This is a genomic window from Pseudomonas sp. PDM02, assembly GCF_014852285.1.
GTDB lineage: Bacteria > Pseudomonadota > Gammaproteobacteria > Pseudomonadales > Pseudomonadaceae > Aquipseudomonas > Aquipseudomonas migulae.
In genome coordinates this window covers 190,848-207,394 of the sequence record NZ_JACVBL010000012.1, presented here as the reverse complement: position 1 = coordinate 207,394, position 16,547 = coordinate 190,848, and the positions used below count along the sequence as shown (strand labels likewise).

Genomic DNA, 16,547 nt, shown 5'->3' with positions numbered 1-16,547 from the left:
ACCCGGCATGGATGCCGGGTTAGCCGCCCCCGGCCAGGGATGGCCGATGGCGGCGGGCCCACGGAGCAGGACCGGAGCGAGGGCATGCCGAGCCTTAGCGAGGCACCGAACGAAAGGGGCAAGAGCCTTTTGGTTACTTTGGGGCTTTTCCAAAGTGACTCGCCGTAAGGGCGAAACCAATTGCCGCCGTTACCGCAGAAACGGATATGTACACAATCAAAACGAGCAAACGCCAGACCTCAAGACCGCTTCGCCGGCAAGCCGACTCCTACAGGGTCAGGCTCAGAATTCAACTGCTCCCACAACTCCACCGCACCGGGAAATTCCGTGCCGTCTTCGGCGCTCAAATCATCCGGATCATAACGACTCAAACACCCCTCCCCCAATGTCGCGGGAGCCTTGGAAGTAGCTTTGTCCAGTGGATCAGCCATGGTCATGTCCTCAGTGCAGAAACGGCGAAGGGCCTGGAACGATTGAACGCCCAGGCCCTTCGAATTTCAACCGCGTCGTGTGACGGTCAGAACACTACAGTCTTATTACCGTGCACCAGCACCCGATCTTCCAAGTGATAACGCAGACCGCGAGCCAACACCATTTTCTCGACATCACGACCGAAACGCACCATGTCTTCGATGCTGTCGCTGTGGCTGACACGCACAACGTCTTGCTCGATGATCGGGCCGGCGTCCAGCTCTTCGGTCACGTAGTGACACGTTGCACCGATCAACTTCACCCCACGCATGGAAGCCTGGTGATACGGCTTGGCGCCGACGAACGACGGCAGGAAGCTGTGGTGAATGTTGATGACCTTGTGCGCATACTCGCTGCACAACTCGGGCGGCAGGATTTGCATGTAGCGGGCAAGTACCACCACTTCGGCATCGTGCTGTTTGACCAGGCGCGAGACTTCGGCGAACGCCGGCTCTTTATCCTGCGGATTGACCGGTACGTGGTAGTAAGGAATGCCGTGCCACTCGACCATGCTGCGCAAATCATCATGGTTGGAAATCACGCAGGAGATTTCGCAATCCAGTTCATCGCTGTGCCAGCGGTGCAGCAAGTCGGCCAGGCAATGAGATTCACGGCTTGCCATCAACACCACGCGCTTCTTCTGCGCGGTATCGGTAATGCGCCAGTTCATCGAGAACTCTTCGGCAATCGGCGCGAACGCCTCGCGGAAAGCCTCGATACCGAAAGGCAGCGAGTCGGCACGAATTTCGTGACGCATGAAAAACCAGCCACTGAGATTGTCCGAGTGGTGGCTCGCTTCAGTGATCCAGCCGTTATGTGACGCCAGAAAGTTACTGACTTTAGCAACGATGCCGACGCGGTCCGGGCAAGCAATCACCAGCCGAAAAGTGCGCATGAGGGGGAAACTCCAGAACTTCGCAAAGGCCGCCATTCTAGCGATTGCGCAAAAAAACTGCAGTATAGATGACACCTCGCGTTGCACGAAGGCCGGTGGCACAAGCGTTGAGGGCTGTCGGTTACCTGCGCGATGGTGATCCTGTCAGCATTCTTCAAGCATTCAATTGTGAATATCTGTGATACCTGCGTCACACTATTTAACTGTACATCCAATTTGCGCCCTATTCATCGCAACTAATTTAAATAAACCCCGGTTAAATGTTTACTTGATGAAACACCCTGACTATTATTGCCGCACTGTCCCCTGCCATCCAGCGCACAACATAAGGTAGTCCCCATGTCCTTGATCAACGAATATCGTGCCACCGAAGAAGCTATCAAAGAGCTGCAAGCCCGTTTGAAGAACCTGTCCCAAGACGACAAACTGCAAACCGAGCTGGAATTCGAAGGCAAACTGCGCACCCTGATGGGCGAATACTCCAAGTCCCTGCGTGACATCATTGCGCTGTTGGATCCAGAATCCAAAACCAAAGCACCACGCGGCGGCGCAGTAAAAACTACTGGCACCAAGCGTGCTCGCAAAGTTAAACAATACAAAAACCCGCACAACGGCGAAGTCATCGAAACCAAAGGTGGCAACCACAAAACTCTGAAAGAGTGGAAAGCCAAGTGGGGCGGCGACGTGGTTGAAGGCTGGGCTACCCTGCTGGGCTAAGCCGCAAAGCTTGTCGCAGACCCATCCGCGACAAAAAAGAACGCCAGCAATCGCTGGCGTTTTTTTATGCCCGAGATTCAGGCCCGTGCATTTTCATTTTCAAAGATTCAAACGTTTGCGCAATGCCTGGACATAATTGTTCCACTCATTGAGCACCTCTTGCTGGAATGGCGTCGCAGTAATGTTCAATTGGGCTGCAGCTTCTACAAATGCTTCCAGGGTATTGGGCGCCCCGCACTCGGGCGCTGACAAACGTTGCTGACAGAATACTCGCCAGCGTTCTTGCTCTTCGAAACTCAACGTTTCGGGAAAGTTACGTGCGCGATATCGAAACAATAATTCAGGCAAACGTTCATCATCGAAAGGCCATTGCTCTTGCGCTAATTGCGCCGGATCAGCCGCCCGGACTTGCTCACAAAGACGCCGGTCCCGATCACCGATAAAACCATCGTATAACTGTTGTTCAGGGTCTTGGCTCTGGGCGAAATCCTCTCGGGCATAAATGGCCTGAACTTTATCTCGCCAAATTGTTTGTGCGGCACTTAGTCGCAGCGTGCGTTCCTGATAAAGCGCCATATCCAGCCCCAGTCGTTGCTGATCATCGGGACGAAGCACCGACAACGGCGCCACCACCGGGCATTTGTTGATGTGGATGAGTTTGAGCGGCACCGGCAGTTCGCCTTCGGCCAGTTCATCGCGACGGGTATACAAACGCTGGCGCAAGGTCTCGGCATCCAGGTCGAGCAACCCCTGGGGATCCAGGTGCAGGTCACAAACAATCAACGCGTTCTTGTTGCGCGGATGCCAGGCCAGCGGCAACACCACGCCGACATAACTGCGTGCCGCCGAAAAACGCCCGGAAATGTGCACCATCGGCTGCAACAGCCGAATCTGATCCATCACCTTTTGTTTGCTGCGCAACTGAAACAGCCAGTCGTAGAGCTTCGGCTGTTTTTCCCGGATCAGACGTGCCAGTGCGATGGTCGCGCGAACGTCCGACAGCGCTTCGTGAGCATTGCCGTGATCGATGCCGTTGGCGGCGGTCAGGCGTTCGAGTTTGAGCGTCACCCGTCCTTCATCGTCCGTCGGCCAAACCAGGCCATCGGGCCGCAAGGCATACGCCGCACGCACCACATCGATCAGGTCCCAGCGACTGTTACCGCCCTGCCACTCGCGGGCATAGGGGTCGAAGAAATTTCGGTACAGGCTGTAACGAGTCATCTCGTCGTCGAAACGCAAGGTGTTGTAACCCGCACCACAAGTGCCCGGTGCCGCCAGTTGCGCGTGAACCCGAGTCATGAAATCGGCTTCGCTCAAACCGTGTTCGGTCAGTTGGCCCGGCGTGATACCGGTGATCGCGCAGGCCGCCGGATGCGGCAGGATGTCTTCACTGGGCTGGCAATAAAGATTGACCGGCTCGTCTATGACATTGAGATCAAAGTCAGTACGCAGCCCCGCCACTTGCAGTGGACGGTCGCAACGCGGGTTGATGCCGGTGGTTTCATAGTCGTACCAGAAGATCGAGGTCACGGGCTATTCCTGAACTGAAGATCGGCGAAGTCTAGGCGTTCACATCCCGCCCCGGCCAGTAATCTTGCATTCAATCACCGATGACCACGCACCGTGCAATACATAGTTATGTCGTTTCCCCCCGTGAGGCTGCTAGCATCGGACACACAGAGAATCCCGATCAGGCCACATCATCAGGTTGCCCATGCTCGAGACCACAGCACTGCAAAGGAAAGCGACGCTGTCCCCGCCACTGGATACGCGGTATCAGGTTGAAACGCCGGAAGGCATCGACTTGCCACTGCGCCCGGCCGGGTTGATGGTCCGTGCGCTGGCGTTCTCCATCGACCTCGGGCTGCGCGGGCTGATTCTGGGTCTGCTGTTTATCGTCCTCGCGTTTCTGGGGAAACTCGGCGCCGGGCTGGGCTCGATCCTGCTGTTCGCAGTGAGCTGGTGGTACATGGTGTTGTTCGAAGTGCTCAATCAGGGGCGCTCGCCGGGCAAGCAATGGATGGGCCTGCGGGTGGTGCAGGATGACGGCACGCCGATCGGCTGGTCCGCTTCGCTGTTGCGCAACCTGCTGCGATTTGTCGATTTGTTGCCGTTCGGCTACTTCCTCGGCGCCATCAGTTGCCTGCAACACCCCAGCTTCAAACGCCTCGGCGACCTGGCCGCCGGCACGCTGGTCATCTACCGCGAACAGCCGCTCACCCGACCGCAAGTGCCCGACGCCGAACCGCGACGTCCGGCCTTCGCCATGACGCTGACCGAGCAACGCGCCATCCTAGGGTTTGCCGAACGCCAGGGTGAACTCTCCGAAGCGCGGGTCAATGAACTTGCCTCTATCCTCGCCCAACCGTTGAACGTCCCAGCGCCACGGGCGGTGTCGGAACTCAACGGCATCGCCCGCGGCTTGTTGGGCCCCGCATGAAGCAAAGTCTTTTCGAGAATCGCCACAAGGCTGAATGGGCGCAGTTTTCCCTCATGCTCGACAGTCTGGAGCGCAATAAAGACACCTCACGTGTCGCCAGTTTTGCGAAAGACTATCGCCGGCTCTGCCAGCACCTGGCGCTGGCTCAGGAACGTGGATACAGCAGTTTCCTGATCGACTCGTTGCAGCAACAGGTCCTGCGCGGGCATCAACAACTTTATCGACATCGCAGCCGCCTGGGTGCCAATGTGCTCGGCTTCATCCTCGCGGATTTTCCGCGGCTGGTGCGCGAACAGTGGCGCTTCGTGCTGGCCGCCAGCCTGATGTTTTTCGGCAGCCTGATCGGCTTCGCACTGTTGGTGTATCTGTTCCCGGACCTGGTCTACAACCTGATCCCGGCGCAACAGGTCAGCGACATGCAAAGCATGTACGACCCCAGCTCCGGACACCTGGGTCGCTCGGCGGAACGGGCGGCCAGTGAAGACTGGGTGATGTTCGGCTTCTACATCATGCACAACATCGGCATCGCTTTTCAGACGTTCGCCAGCGGTTTGCTGTTTGGCCTGGGCAGCGCGTTTTTCCTGTTCTTCAATGGCTTGATGATCGGCGCGGTGGCCGGGCACCTGACACAGATCGGCTACGGGCAAACCTTCTGGTCGTTCGTGATCGGCCACGGTGCTTTCGAACTCAGCGCCATTGCCCTGGCGGGTGCCGCCGGCCTGCAACTGGGCTGGGCATTGATCGCACCGGGGCGCCTGCCACGCGCCGAAGCGTTGCGAGTCGCGGCGCGCAAAAGCGTATTACTGATTTGCGGGGTCATGCTGTTTCTGTTGATCGCTGCATTTATCGAAGCCTACTGGTCATCCATGACCGGGCCGGCGCCGATGACCAAGTATCTGGTCGGCGCGACGCTGTGGTTTTTGGTAGCAATGTATCTGCTGTTTGCCGGACGGACTCGTCATGCGCCTGAGTGACGCGACCGTGGTGATCCGCCCTCGAACAACCTGGGAAGCCATGGACCTCGGCGTCCTGCTGAGCCAGCGGCACCGACGCCTGTTGATGACCAGTTGGGCCATCGTGACCTTGCCGGTTTTCGCCATGCTCACCTTGTTGTTGTGGGATTCACCGTCCCTCGCCGCCTTCATTTTCTGGTGGCTGAAACCGGCGTTCGAACGCCTGCCGCTGTACATCCTGTCCAAAGCCATGTTCGGTGAAACACCCACCTTGAAACAGGCGCTGCGCCAATGGCCACGATTGCTCAAGCCACAATTGCTCGCCAGTCTGACCTGGCGACGCTTGAGTCTGAGTCGCAGTTTCCTGATGCCGGTGGTGCAACTCGAAGGCCTGAGTGGGCAAGCGCGGCAACAGCGCTTGCAGGTGCTGTTGCAACGCGACGGCGGCGCGGCGCGCTGGCTGACAATCATCGGCGTACATCTGGAAAGTGCACTGTGGGTCGGCCTGATGGTGCTGTTTTATCTGTTCCTGCCGCAACAGGTTGAATTGGACTGGAGCTGGCAGACGCTGCTGTCCGCCGCCACACAAGACTGGCGCTGGCTGGAACACCTGACCAACGTGTTTTACGTGTTGGTGCTCGTGGTGTGGGAACCGATTTACGTGGCCTGCGGTTTCAGCCTTTATCTGAACCGGCGCACGGTGCTGGAGGCCTGGGATATCGAGCTGGTGTTCCGTCGCCTGCGCCAACGCTTGAGCAGTACCGCCGTCACTCTGCTGCTGGCGGCATTTTTGCTGATGCCAGCGGCGCAAACCGTGTGGGCCGCCGAGCCCGCGATCTCACCGGACAGCCCGCGCCTGCTGGACCAGCCTCTGACCAGCCAGGCTTCCCGGGACAGCATCAAGGCGATCCTCGATCAGCCGCCATTCAAGAACAAGGAAACGGTCACCCGCTATCGTTTTGGCGGCGAAGACAAACCGGTCGCCGAAACCCCGGACGATGGCAAGGCCCCCGAGTGGCTGAAGGCGCTGCTCAAGTTGCTGGATAACCAGCGTTTCGGTGCATTGGCCGCCCTGATTGAAGTGCTGCTGTGGGGTACGGTGATCGGGGTCATCAGTTTGTTGATCTGGCGTTACCGCGACTGGTTGCAGGCGTTCGTCAGTCGCCGACCGAGGTTGCTGCGCAAAGTCGCACGGCCGCTGCCACAGCAAGCATTCGGCCTGGACCTCAACCGTGAAACCCTGCCTGCCGACATCGCCGCCAGTGCGGAAAGCCTCTGGCAAACCAACCCGCGTGAAGCTCTCGGATTGCTTTATCGCGCCCTGCTCAGTCACTTGCTGCACGACTACAACATGGCGCTGAAACCGGCCGACACCGAGGGCGAGGTGCTGGAGCGCGTTGAACACCTGCAGCAACCCGCGCTGCTGACTTTCAGCAAAAAACTGACGGGGCACTGGCAGAACATGGCCTACGGGCATCGCCTGCCCCCCGCGCAGGTGCAACAGGAACTCTGTGATGGCTGGCGGGCGCTGTTCGGCCCGGGAGCGGCGCATTGAACCGGCGTCTCTGGCTGGCGGTCGGCGTGTTCATCGCGGTGCTATTGGCTGCGCTGAGTGTTTATCTGTTTTTCAAGGCAACGCCCTATCAGGCAGACATCGATCACGGCCCTTCGCCCGAAGCCCAGGCCAACCCTTATCTGGCCGCCGAACACTTCCTGCGCAAACAGGGCCTGACCGTCGGCCATGCCAACAGCCTCGACGTGCTGCCGACGCTGGACCCGCGCCAGCACAGCCTTTTGTTGCTCGGCGACCGGCAAAACATGACGCCACGGCAGATTGACCAAGTGATGAACTGGACCCGCGCCGGTGGGCGCCTGTTGTTCATCGCCGAATCACTGTGGGATGAAAAAACCGGCCAAAGCAATGACCTGCTGCTCGACCGGGTGCAGGTGCACCAGTCACTGAGCAAAGACCTCAAGGACCCGCCACCCGCTACCGGTGAGGATCCTTACCCCAACCTGACCAAACTGTATCTTGAGGATGAAGACGCCCCGGCCTACGCCACCTTCGATACCGCGTTCCATCTCGAAGACCCGAACAATCTCGCGCAAGCCTGGGCCAACAGCGGCAAGGCCACGCACATGATGCAACTCAACCAAGGGCTGGGCTCGATCATTGTGGTCACCGACGCCGACCTGTGGAAAACCCCGGCCATCGACCAGTACGACAATGCCTGGCTGCTCTGGTACCTGACCGCGGACACCCAGGTGACGCTGCTGTTCAACACCGATCACGACAGCTTGCTGACCTTGTTGCTGCGCTATTTCCCCCAGGCATTGGTCGCGCTCATCGCCCTGATCGGCCTTGGCCTCTGGCATGTCGGTGTGCGCCACGGCCCATTGATTGAACCGGCGCCGAGAGCCCGTCGACAACTTCAGGAACACCTGCGTGCCAGCGCCGATTTCATCTTGCGCCGCAGCGGTCAGGACAGTCTGCTGCAAGCCTTGCAGCAAGACATCCTGCGCCGGGTACGGCGTCGTCATCCCGGTTTTGATCAACTCGGCGTCGCCGAACAATGGCTGGTGCTCGCACGCCTGACCGGCCAACCCACACGCGCTATCAGCCAGGCCATGAGCCCGCGACCGAAGCAACGGCTGTCCAGCGTTGAATTCAGCCGTCAGGTCGCCCACCTGCAAACCTTGAGGAACGCCTTATGAGTGAACAGATCGAGCCCGGCGCGCCTAGCCATGCCGAGCAGCAACGCCAGCGCGCCAGTTATCTGGCCCAAGCGATAAGAGTTGAATTGCAAAAAGCCGTGATCGGCCAGAACACGGTGATCGATGACGTACTCACCGCGTTGATTGCCGGCGGTCATGTGCTGCTCGAAGGCGTGCCGGGGCTGGGCAAGACCTTGTTGGTGCGCGCCCTCGCCCGCTGCTTCGGTGGCGAATTCGCGCGCATTCAGTTCACCCCGGACCTGATGCCCAGCGATGTCACCGGCCACGCGGTGTACGACCTGCAAACCGAGCAATTCAAACTGCGCAAAGGGCCGCTGTTCACCAACCTGCTGCTCGCCGACGAAATCAACCGCGCCCCGGCGAAAACCCAGGCGGCGCTGCTCGAAGCCATGCAGGAACGGCAAGTCACCCTCGAAGGCCGCGCCCTGCCCATCGCGCAACCGTTCATGGTGCTCGCCACGCAAAACCCCATCGAACAGGAAGGGACGTATCCGCTGCCGGAAGCCGAGCTCGACCGTTTCATGCTCAAGGTACGCATGGATTACCCCGACGCCGAACAAGAGTTGAACATGGTGCGTCAGGTCAGCCGTTCGACCCGCGCCGACATGCTCGATGTGCAACCACTGCGCACCGTGTTGCAAGCCAAGGACGTGTTGGCCTTGCAACGTATCGCCAGTGATTTGCCGCTGGACGATCAGGTCCTCGACTACGCCGTACGCCTGGCCCGCACCACCCGCAGTTGGCCCGGTCTGACCCTCGGCGCCGGGCCTCGGGCGTCCATCGCGTTGGTGCGCTGCGCACGAGCACGCGCCTTGTTGCGCGGCGGCGAATTTGTGATTCCGGATGACATCAAGAGCTGCGCGCTGGCCGTGTTGCGCCATCGCGTACGCATCGCACCGGAGCTGGATATCGAAGGGCTGGAGGTCGATCACGTACTGCGGCAACTGCTCGATCAAGTGCCGGCGCCACGTCTGTGAAACCCTCGCGCCTGCTGCTGGTCTGGCTCGCAATCCTGCTGGCCATCGGCATCGTGCTGGGCACCTTGCGCGCACTGGACATTGCGCTGCCCTCAAGCCTGTTGTCGATCCAATGGGGTTTATTGCTGGCGCTACTGGCCCTGGCAATACTCGATGCTTTGCGCCTCACGCGCCTGCACTCGCCCCGGATAACACGACAAATGCCCGGCAGCCTGGCCCTCGGTCGCTGGAGCGAAGTCCGACTGGAGGTTCAGCACAACTTTCCCCAACCACTGACGATCCGGATTTTCGACCACGTCCCCGACGGCCTGAACTTCGAAAACCTCCCCCTGTCAGTCGAACTTCAGCCCGGTCAGCACAGCCAGGTCGGCTATCGCCTGCGCCCGCTCAAGCGTGGCCACTTCAGCTTCGATCACTGCGAAATCAACCTGCCCAGCCCATTGGGCCTGTGGTCCGGCAAACGGCTTCTGAGCGTCACCGACCACACCCGCGTCTACCCCGACTTCGCCCGCCTCTACGGCGGCCAACTGCTGGCGGTGGACAACTGGCTCAGCCAGCTCGGCGTACGCCAGCGGCAACGACGCGGCCTGGGTATGGAGTTTCATCAGCTACGGGAATTTCGCGAAGGCGACAGCCTGCGCCAGATCGACTGGAAAGCCACTGCCCGGCAACGCACACCGATTGCCCGGGAGTATCAGGACGAACGCGATCAGCAGATCATTTTCATGCTCGATTGCGGAAGGCACATGCGCAGTCACGATGGCGAACTGGCGCATTTCGATCATGCGTTGAATGCGTGCCTGCTGTTGAGTTACGTGGCGTTGCGCCAGGGTGATGCGGTGGGTCTGAGCACCTTTGCCAGCGATCAACCGCGTTATCTCGCCCCGGTGAAAGGTGCCGGTCAGCTCAACGTATTGCTCAACACGGTCTACGACCTGAACAGCACTCAACGCAGCGCTGACTATCAGGCCGCTACAACCCAATTGCTGGCTCGGCAAAAACGGCGGTGCCTGGTGGTTGTAGTGACCAACCTGCGGGACGAAGATGATGAGGAATTGCTCACCGCCGTCAGTCGCCTGGGTAAGCAGCATCGAGTGTTGGTCGCCAGCCTCAGGGAAGACGTGCTCGACATGCTGCGCCAGTCACCGGTGCAAACGTTGAACGAAGCGCTGACGTATTGCGGGACTGTGGATTACTTGAATGCGCGGGCCGAACTCCATGAGCGGTTGGACGCTCATGGAGTGCCGGTGGTGGATGCGCTGCCCGGTGAACTGGGGGCGGCGTTGGTGACGCGTTATATGAGCTGGAAGAAAGCAGGGATGAGTTAACCGATTGTCATGCCTTGCCCCTCATCTACCTGCCATCATCAACGTTTATGCAACACGCAAACTCAGGCTGGCACTCCATAATCCCTTTCGTCAACCTTGATGTTTGTCAACTTAAGAGGCTCCAGATGCAGGTCCACTCTAATGTCAGTCATGCGCAATCCCGACGAGCCACCTACATCAGAACCCTGAAGCTGCAGAGTAATATTTTTGTCGGCTGCCACCACATCCCTGATCCCATAAGAAGGATAGAAACGCCAGTCGGCTAGCGGCTGCCTGGGGTCTTTTCCGCTCAAATCAATAAAATCAAACTTCCCCTCTCCGGTTACAATCTCCACCCCGGCGCCGTTGCCTTCCCCATAGTTTTCATACTGAAAGGAAATCTTATAGCTTGCCCCCTTCAGTTGCTCTTCAGTGAAGATCGCCGTATCGAATGCCTGAGAAACACCAGCGCTCTCGTTCATTATCAGGTAGTTACCAAAAGCAGGATCCCCGCGTACATGAGTATCTTTTGCCCACGCCTCGGTCGTATCGATATGCCGCTGCTTGACCGTCAACACATGCGGCCCTTGGGACAGCACTTCGGCCAACCGCACCGACCATGTGCCATCGTCACGCACACTGGTCCGGGCCAGCAGGGCTTTTTCATCCCGGTTTTCAAAGATGTAGATCTGGGCCGAAGGACTACCCTTGCCGTGAAGCAGCGGCTGGACTTCCACTTCTGTCGAGCCATCGACGGGATACGACAGTTTCGGTGCCGGTGCATCCAGACGGCCAGGCAACACCAGGCGCTGGTCGATTCGGTCGCAAGAGAACGTCAGGTCAAACGTACTGTTGCGCAGATCCTTGCAGACAATGACCCAACTCAGCGTCTTCAGGTCGCCCACCAGAACATAGGCACCGGTCGGCGGAATGAACACCATCCCCAGGCCGGCAGCGGAGTATTCACCGGTCCAGGCCAGCATTGCCCGCGCGTCTGAAAGGTCGACCGAATCCGGCATTTCGATTTCGAGCTTATAGCTACGGCCCCGGATAAATTCCAGTCGCTCCCGGGCGGTCACTTGCCGGATGACGGTCCCCGTCTCGAGGTCCGTCAGTGTGTACTCCCACTCGATAGCCGCGACGACCGTAACGTTGAACGTGCGATTTTCCTCCGGAGTACTTTTGAGGACTGCCGTCACCACATACTCACCCGCCTCCTCAAACTCGTAAGGGAAAGTCGAACGCCCCAATGCGTCCGTCGGATAGGAAATCGCTTCCAGGACCATCTCGGCTTTTTTGGTCACTGTCCACCAGATCGGGCATCTGGCAACCACTTTCGCCTGGTTGTGCTGTTCCTCCCGGGCGTCGACCCACAAGGAGGTGGGCACACCCACTACGAGGACATTATTGTCCTGAGACTTGCCGTGAATGAACACACTGCTGGCCACGTAAACGTCGAGTTGTTGCTGCCCCATTATCACCTTGGCGGTGAAGGAATTATTTCCTGCTTTCGGCGAGCTCACCGTGAATTCAGCGATGCCTTGGTCGTTGGTAACAGCTTTGGTGGGGGCAGGATCGGTCCCGGAAGAAATCAATTCGACCTCCACACTGACTGACGGGAGTTTGCCAAGGCCAACCACATGGCAATGAATCACCAGCGGCCGCCCGGCAACCGCCATCGAAACTACCTCCAACAGCTTGATAGACGGCTGGTCGACAAAGGTAATGTTATTAATGACAAGCGGGTCCTTGGTGCTGTAACTGACCACTACGCTCGCTTTCTCAATAGGTTCGATACTGGTGATTCTGGTCCTGGCATAACCGTTTTCATCCGAGAGTACCGACGAGGGGTCAGCCACAACTCCCCGACCGGAAAATGTAACGGGACGACCCACCCCTGGGTTTCCATGTTTATCCACGAGCCGAACAACCGCCGCGAAAGACGCGTGTCCGCCCGCCAGGAAATCTTCCTTGGGATCGGGATCTTTGATATCGAAGTCCAGCGTCGACTCATCGCAATCGATGAGGATTTTCGGCGCATACACCACTTGAGCCAGGCCATAAGTGGCTTTGATTTGCACAGCCCCCATCCAGGTCGATTTCTCCGGTTTGAAGCGAACCACCGCACGCCCCTCATGATCGGTGATCGACGTACTGGCGAGTAACCCCGGACGATCACTGTTCCAACTCACCGTAACGTTCGGCACGACCTGGTTGGTCAGATCACGCAAGGTCAGTTCGATCATGGCGTATTGACCATTCACATTGGCGATCAGGGTGTCGTTGATGCACCTGATTTCGTGGGTCACGCTCTGACCCACTTCACCGATCAACTGCGTCTGGCCCTGAATGACCGACCCGGACAATTTTTCCAGCACATGTTCTGCTGCGCTTCGGCAGGCGTACTTGTCGCTGTCCGGCGTGAGCGCCCCCAGCCCGATGAGGGCCTTGGCATCCAACCCTGTCCTGATCGCCAGCGCACGGATACGCAGCAGCGTATCAAGGGACGTCATGTCTCGAATCACCTGAATCTTCGGATTCGGCTTCAGATAAAGAATGCATTCAAGCACCTCCCTGACGCCCCACTGCACCACGTCTGCCAGCAAGCTTGCCGCAGAATCACGAATCAGGCGCACATCCTCAGGTGTCAGGTTTTCCGGAAGCCCGTTGACCAACTCCAGGTAATGCAGGAGTTTTTCGGCAGGCTGCCCGGTATCGGCCACCACCCGCTGAAACAGCGTCAGGTAATACAACGTGCTGAGCTTGAGTTCTTTGGGATGCTTGAGACCAAACCACTCCCAGTTCTCCCGCAGGGTCAGGGCCACCAGCATGGCGGAGCTCAACCCCAGTTGTTGAACGACTTCAGCGCGCCGCACCAGGTGTGCCAGCAAGCTGAGCACATCATCACCGACCTTGACCTTCTCCGTACCGGACGTGACGGCATCCAGCGCCCGCGCAGTCTCCAACAACAGCAGGTAAACACCTTTCCTGTCGACCCACCTGAGCAACGGCAGTGCCAAGTCTTGCGAAATTCTCAAATACACCGACAAACTTTCCTGCACCACCGCCCGCTGCGCATCCCTGGCCTGCAACAGCAATGCCAGAATCACGTTGCGAACCCGTTCGCCATCATCGGGTGACAGGTTTGCCAACTCGACAGCCGATTGAATTTCTCCGCGAGCTACCCGCTCGTAATCCTCCTCATCGCCTTCTTTCTCCAACACCAGGCCATTAAGGTCAACGAGATAAAGAAGCAGCGACAGCCAGCCTGCCTGCTTGGAATCATTGCTTGGGGGGACGCCTGCGGCCCGAAGCGCTTCCTCGGAAAATCGTACCGGGTGCAGTCGTTTATGGACTTCCTGCAGCAGCGTGACTTCTGCTTCAGTGGCCAAAGGAGGTGCAATCACGGGCGCCACTTTCTGTACCAGCCAAAGCACACTCAAGTCATTTTCCTGCGCCCACTGGACACAGGACTGCGCCGCCTGCATCACGTTCAACACATCGCCCACGCCGCTAGTGCCGCTGACCAGCAAAACGGATTCGCCAAGCACGCGTTGCAACAATTCGCTGCCGTTTTTCTCGCTGAAAGTCTCCAGCAATGCCGCCAGTTCTATGGCGCTGATGCGCAGGAAGGAAGCCAGCAACACCAGGCGATACAAGGAAGAGAATATTGGCAGGCTGCGTTGCAGTTCGTCCCTCAGGTTGTAGCTCTTGGCCACGAAGCGTGCGAGGTAGCGCCAGGTTTCCTGATTGATACCCAGGCTGGTGCAAATCTGGTCGACGGTGCGCTTGTCGGCGCGGGTTTGCGCTTCAATCGCGAAGTAACCTTTGTCCGCCTTCAGCGGTGCATCGAACAATGCCTGGGCATTGAAGATGCGGTCGAATTGTGAAAGTTCTTCCCCACGGCTGTAAGGGGAAATCTCATCAATCAACGCCGCAAATTGCTCGGCTGAGCATTTGAACCGCAGGCGAAACTCTTGAAACAGGCCGATGGCTCGCAGGGTATTGGAGGTGATCCGGGAAGGTTTGGTTGCCAACGCAACTTTGCGGGCCTGCGGGTCACGGATGTCACCCCGCAGCTCTGCGTTGAACGCGGCCATGATTAGCCGATCGCACTGGTTCACCGGCAATTCCAGCCAGCGGCTAAGGCGAAGAATCCGGTTCATCCGCTCAAACCGGTTGTGGGTGGCGCTGGTGAATTTGCGAGTTGTGGCCTTCCCCGGCTCCGACAGATCCATCGCATTATCGGAGCCATAATTGATGTAGGTCGAACCGAACACTTTGGACAGCTGCGGCTCCTCTGGTTCCTCTGGTTCCTCGAGCGCCTCCGATTGCGGCTCTGCCACATTGCTGGAACGCTTCGGTGCGTAACCTTCAATTGACAACAATGAGGTCACGTCGTCCGCATTAATTGAGGTCTTGGCGCAGAAATGCACCGAGTCCTTCAGATTCTCCTCCGTCGAGCCAAAGTTGTCTTTGTAGAACGCTGTCCATTGGACGGGAGTACTGCCGGATGGAAGAAAATCCTCGGTCAGCAATAGTTGCCCTTGTGGCCCGATGTTGCAGGATTGATGAAGCGCAATATCGGATAAGTCGCCACGGGCACCGGGTTGCTTGAAGTAGGGGCCTGACTCATCGATGGTCCGCACGACCTCCCCCAGCGACAGTTTGTTCGCCTCCAGTACCTGCTCCCATTGTACGAAATACCACTCGAACGGCAGGGAGCGGAATGGAAAACGCTTTTCCAGCAAGTGGTCATCGACCACTCGGTCGGTCAGCGCTGGCGGCGTGAGGAACGTTTTGATAATGCTTTCCAGCACCTCGCTGACCAGAGTCACGGTCGGTTTGATCTGGAACATGCTTGTTGTGTCAATGATGAGCTTGACAAGATCGGGGCGCCGGGTTTCGAACTTAATCAACCCCGTATCGTCCAGGGGTCGCGCTTCAAGATCCCGAGCCAACACTACCAGGCGCAAAAAATACGCCGCCGGTGAAATACTCGAATCCGGGCTCTGTGAAGGGCTTGCACCTCCCCAGTCTGGAGCGAACATTCTGTCGAAATCAGGCCCGCCCTCCCACGCCCTGATGCCGGTCCGATGCAGCGGATTGGGAGGCCCAGACCTAACCAGGCGTTGCTCACGAAACTCACGTGCGGTGTGCACCGCCAGGGCCATGGCTTTGTCCAGCAACACTTGTGCGTCCTGGCTGTGCAGCCCGAACGTCTCCACCACGCGTTGACGACCCATCTTAAGCAACTTGTAAACCGAACCTCCGTTATCAATGAAGTGCCCGAGGTTTTCCGTGACTGGTGCGTTGAGTGCGCGTGGTGTCAATTCGAAAAGCCGCTCGAGGGCAGGGTTGGAATGGTTATTACTCATTGAATTTCTCCTGCGAGCGAGGCTGAGAGGGACGGAGTGCGAAAGGCAAATCTGTTGTCGTCATGAATTATTTTTTACGCTACGTGTGCCGCGTTTTGTACCTGTTAGAACTGACAGGGCCGACGGACGGTATTGTTAACATGACGCGCAATAGAGCTACTTACGGGACTATTCCACGGAATGATATTTCTGGAGATTCAATTGACCCTGCAGATATCTGTAAGAAAAGATTGCGGGGATAGAACTAGGAAGGAGGGGTCAAAATGTATACACGGAATTCATACGTATCTGCCTGGATGGCTCCGTTGGTAGACCACCCGTGCTGTAGCTTTACCAACGCAGGACCTGGACTTGCGGGTAACGAGAAATCATAAAACTGGTCTTTGCTCTCGCCCCGCTGCTGTCCCCCATTTGCAGGATAGACAAATCCGAAAACGAATGACTCATTACCTCCCACAGAATAATAAGAAGACTCTCCTGAAAATTTAAGCGGAGCGCGATAAAGCAGCTCTGGTTGAGGAAATGTATTGGGGGGCGGGTAAGGAAGTGGATCTTCAGAGTTGGGTACTTTAGTTTCTTTTACGCGAGGGGTTACCATGGATTTCTCCTTTTCACTTGTAGTGCTCCGGGAACAATGCAGAGCACCAATGTTGTCGCTATTTATCCTCCGTAC

Annotated in this window: 11 protein-coding genes; 7 read left to right on the top strand and 4 right to left on the bottom strand. The window is 57.9% G+C overall.

Annotated elements, in window-relative coordinates; genetic code table 11:
* Positions 1-239: 239 nt before the first annotated feature.
* Together IB245_RS21810 and purU are read right to left on the bottom strand one after the other, a co-directional pair.
* Positions 240-431 (bottom strand): hypothetical protein, encoded by a 192-nt coding sequence (locus IB245_RS21810; protein WP_192228625.1) that lies wholly within the window; start codon positions 429-431, stop codon positions 240-242.
* 86 nt (positions 432-517) lie between these two features.
* The gene (gene purU, locus IB245_RS21805; RefSeq protein ID WP_008031689.1) at positions 518-1,366 is read right to left on the bottom strand and encodes a formyltetrahydrofolate deformylase; all 849 of its coding nucleotides are present in this window, start codon (positions 1,364-1,366) and stop codon (positions 518-520) included.
* Between the two features lie 339 nt (positions 1,367-1,705).
* On the opposite strand from purU, the gene mvaT reads away from it, so the two are divergent.
* A complete protein-coding gene (gene mvaT, locus IB245_RS21800) occupies positions 1,706-2,083 on the top strand; it encodes a histone-like nucleoid-structuring protein MvaT (protein WP_007933316.1) in 378 nt (125 codons plus the stop codon).
* A gap of 99 nt (positions 2,084-2,182) precedes the next feature.
* Here mvaT and sbcB read toward each other — a convergent pair whose 3' ends face one another.
* Complete coding sequence (gene sbcB, locus IB245_RS21795; protein WP_008041932.1) at positions 2,183-3,613, bottom strand: exodeoxyribonuclease I; 1,431 nt, start codon at positions 3,611-3,613, stop codon at positions 2,183-2,185.
* Between the two features lie 184 nt (positions 3,614-3,797).
* On the opposite strand from sbcB, the gene IB245_RS21790 reads away from it, so the two are divergent.
* From IB245_RS21790 to IB245_RS21765, 6 genes are read left to right on the top strand one after another with little or no spacing between them, the layout of a single operon-like run.
* On the top strand, positions 3,798-4,523 hold the full coding sequence (locus IB245_RS21790; RefSeq protein ID WP_008041935.1) for an RDD family protein: 726 nt from the start codon (positions 3,798-3,800) through the stop codon (positions 4,521-4,523).
* A complete protein-coding gene (locus IB245_RS21785; protein ID WP_192228624.1) occupies positions 4,520-5,497 on the top strand; it encodes a stage II sporulation protein M in 978 nt (325 codons plus the stop codon). Before IB245_RS21790 ends, IB245_RS21785 begins: the two co-directional genes overlap by 4 nt.
* On the top strand, positions 5,484-7,031 hold the full coding sequence (locus tag IB245_RS21780) for a DUF4129 domain-containing protein (protein WP_192228623.1): 1,548 nt from the start codon (positions 5,484-5,486) through the stop codon (positions 7,029-7,031). Before IB245_RS21785 ends, IB245_RS21780 begins: the two co-directional genes overlap by 14 nt.
* The gene (locus tag IB245_RS21775; RefSeq protein WP_192228622.1) at positions 7,028-8,191 is read left to right on the top strand and encodes a DUF4350 domain-containing protein; all 1,164 of its coding nucleotides are present in this window, start codon (positions 7,028-7,030) and stop codon (positions 8,189-8,191) included. Before IB245_RS21780 ends, IB245_RS21775 begins: the two co-directional genes overlap by 4 nt.
* Entirely contained in the window at positions 8,188-9,189 is a 1,002-nt protein-coding gene (locus IB245_RS21770; RefSeq protein ID WP_192228621.1) for an AAA family ATPase, read from the top strand. Before IB245_RS21775 ends, IB245_RS21770 begins: the two co-directional genes overlap by 4 nt.
* A complete protein-coding gene (locus tag IB245_RS21765) occupies positions 9,186-10,517 on the top strand; it encodes a DUF58 domain-containing protein (RefSeq protein ID WP_192228620.1) in 1,332 nt (443 codons plus the stop codon). The genes IB245_RS21770 and IB245_RS21765 overlap by 4 nt, the downstream gene beginning before the upstream one ends.
* A 62-nt stretch (positions 10,518-10,579) precedes the next feature.
* Here IB245_RS21765 and IB245_RS21760 read toward each other — a convergent pair whose 3' ends face one another.
* Positions 10,580-15,874, bottom strand: a complete 5,295-nt coding sequence (locus IB245_RS21760; protein WP_192228619.1) for a Tc toxin subunit A — start codon at positions 15,872-15,874, stop codon at positions 10,580-10,582.
* Positions 15,875-16,547 lie beyond the last annotated feature (673 nt).

Bases quoted from the DNA above. Each gene is read 5' to 3' on its own strand.
- IB245_RS21790 (WP_008041935.1), top strand. From the start codon at position 3,798: ATGCTCGAGACCACAGCACTGCAAAGGAAAGCGACGCTGTCCCCGCCA.
- IB245_RS21785 (WP_192228624.1), top strand. From the start codon at position 4,520: ATGAAGCAAAGTCTTTTCGAGAATCGCCACAAGGCTGAATGGGCGCAG.
- IB245_RS21810 (WP_192228625.1), bottom strand. From the start codon at position 431: ATGGCTGATCCACTGGACAAAGCTACTTCCAAGGCTCCCGCGACATTG.
- mvaT (WP_007933316.1), top strand. From the start codon at position 1,706: ATGTCCTTGATCAACGAATATCGTGCCACCGAAGAAGCTATCAAAGAG.
- IB245_RS21760 (WP_192228619.1), bottom strand. From the start codon at position 15,874: ATGAGTAATAACCATTCCAACCCTGCCCTCGAGCGGCTTTTCGAATTG.
- IB245_RS21770 (WP_192228621.1), top strand. From the start codon at position 8,188: ATGAGTGAACAGATCGAGCCCGGCGCGCCTAGCCATGCCGAGCAGCAA.
- purU (WP_008031689.1), bottom strand. From the start codon at position 1,366: ATGCGCACTTTTCGGCTGGTGATTGCTTGCCCGGACCGCGTCGGCATC.
- IB245_RS21780 (WP_192228623.1), top strand. From the start codon at position 5,484: ATGCGCCTGAGTGACGCGACCGTGGTGATCCGCCCTCGAACAACCTGG.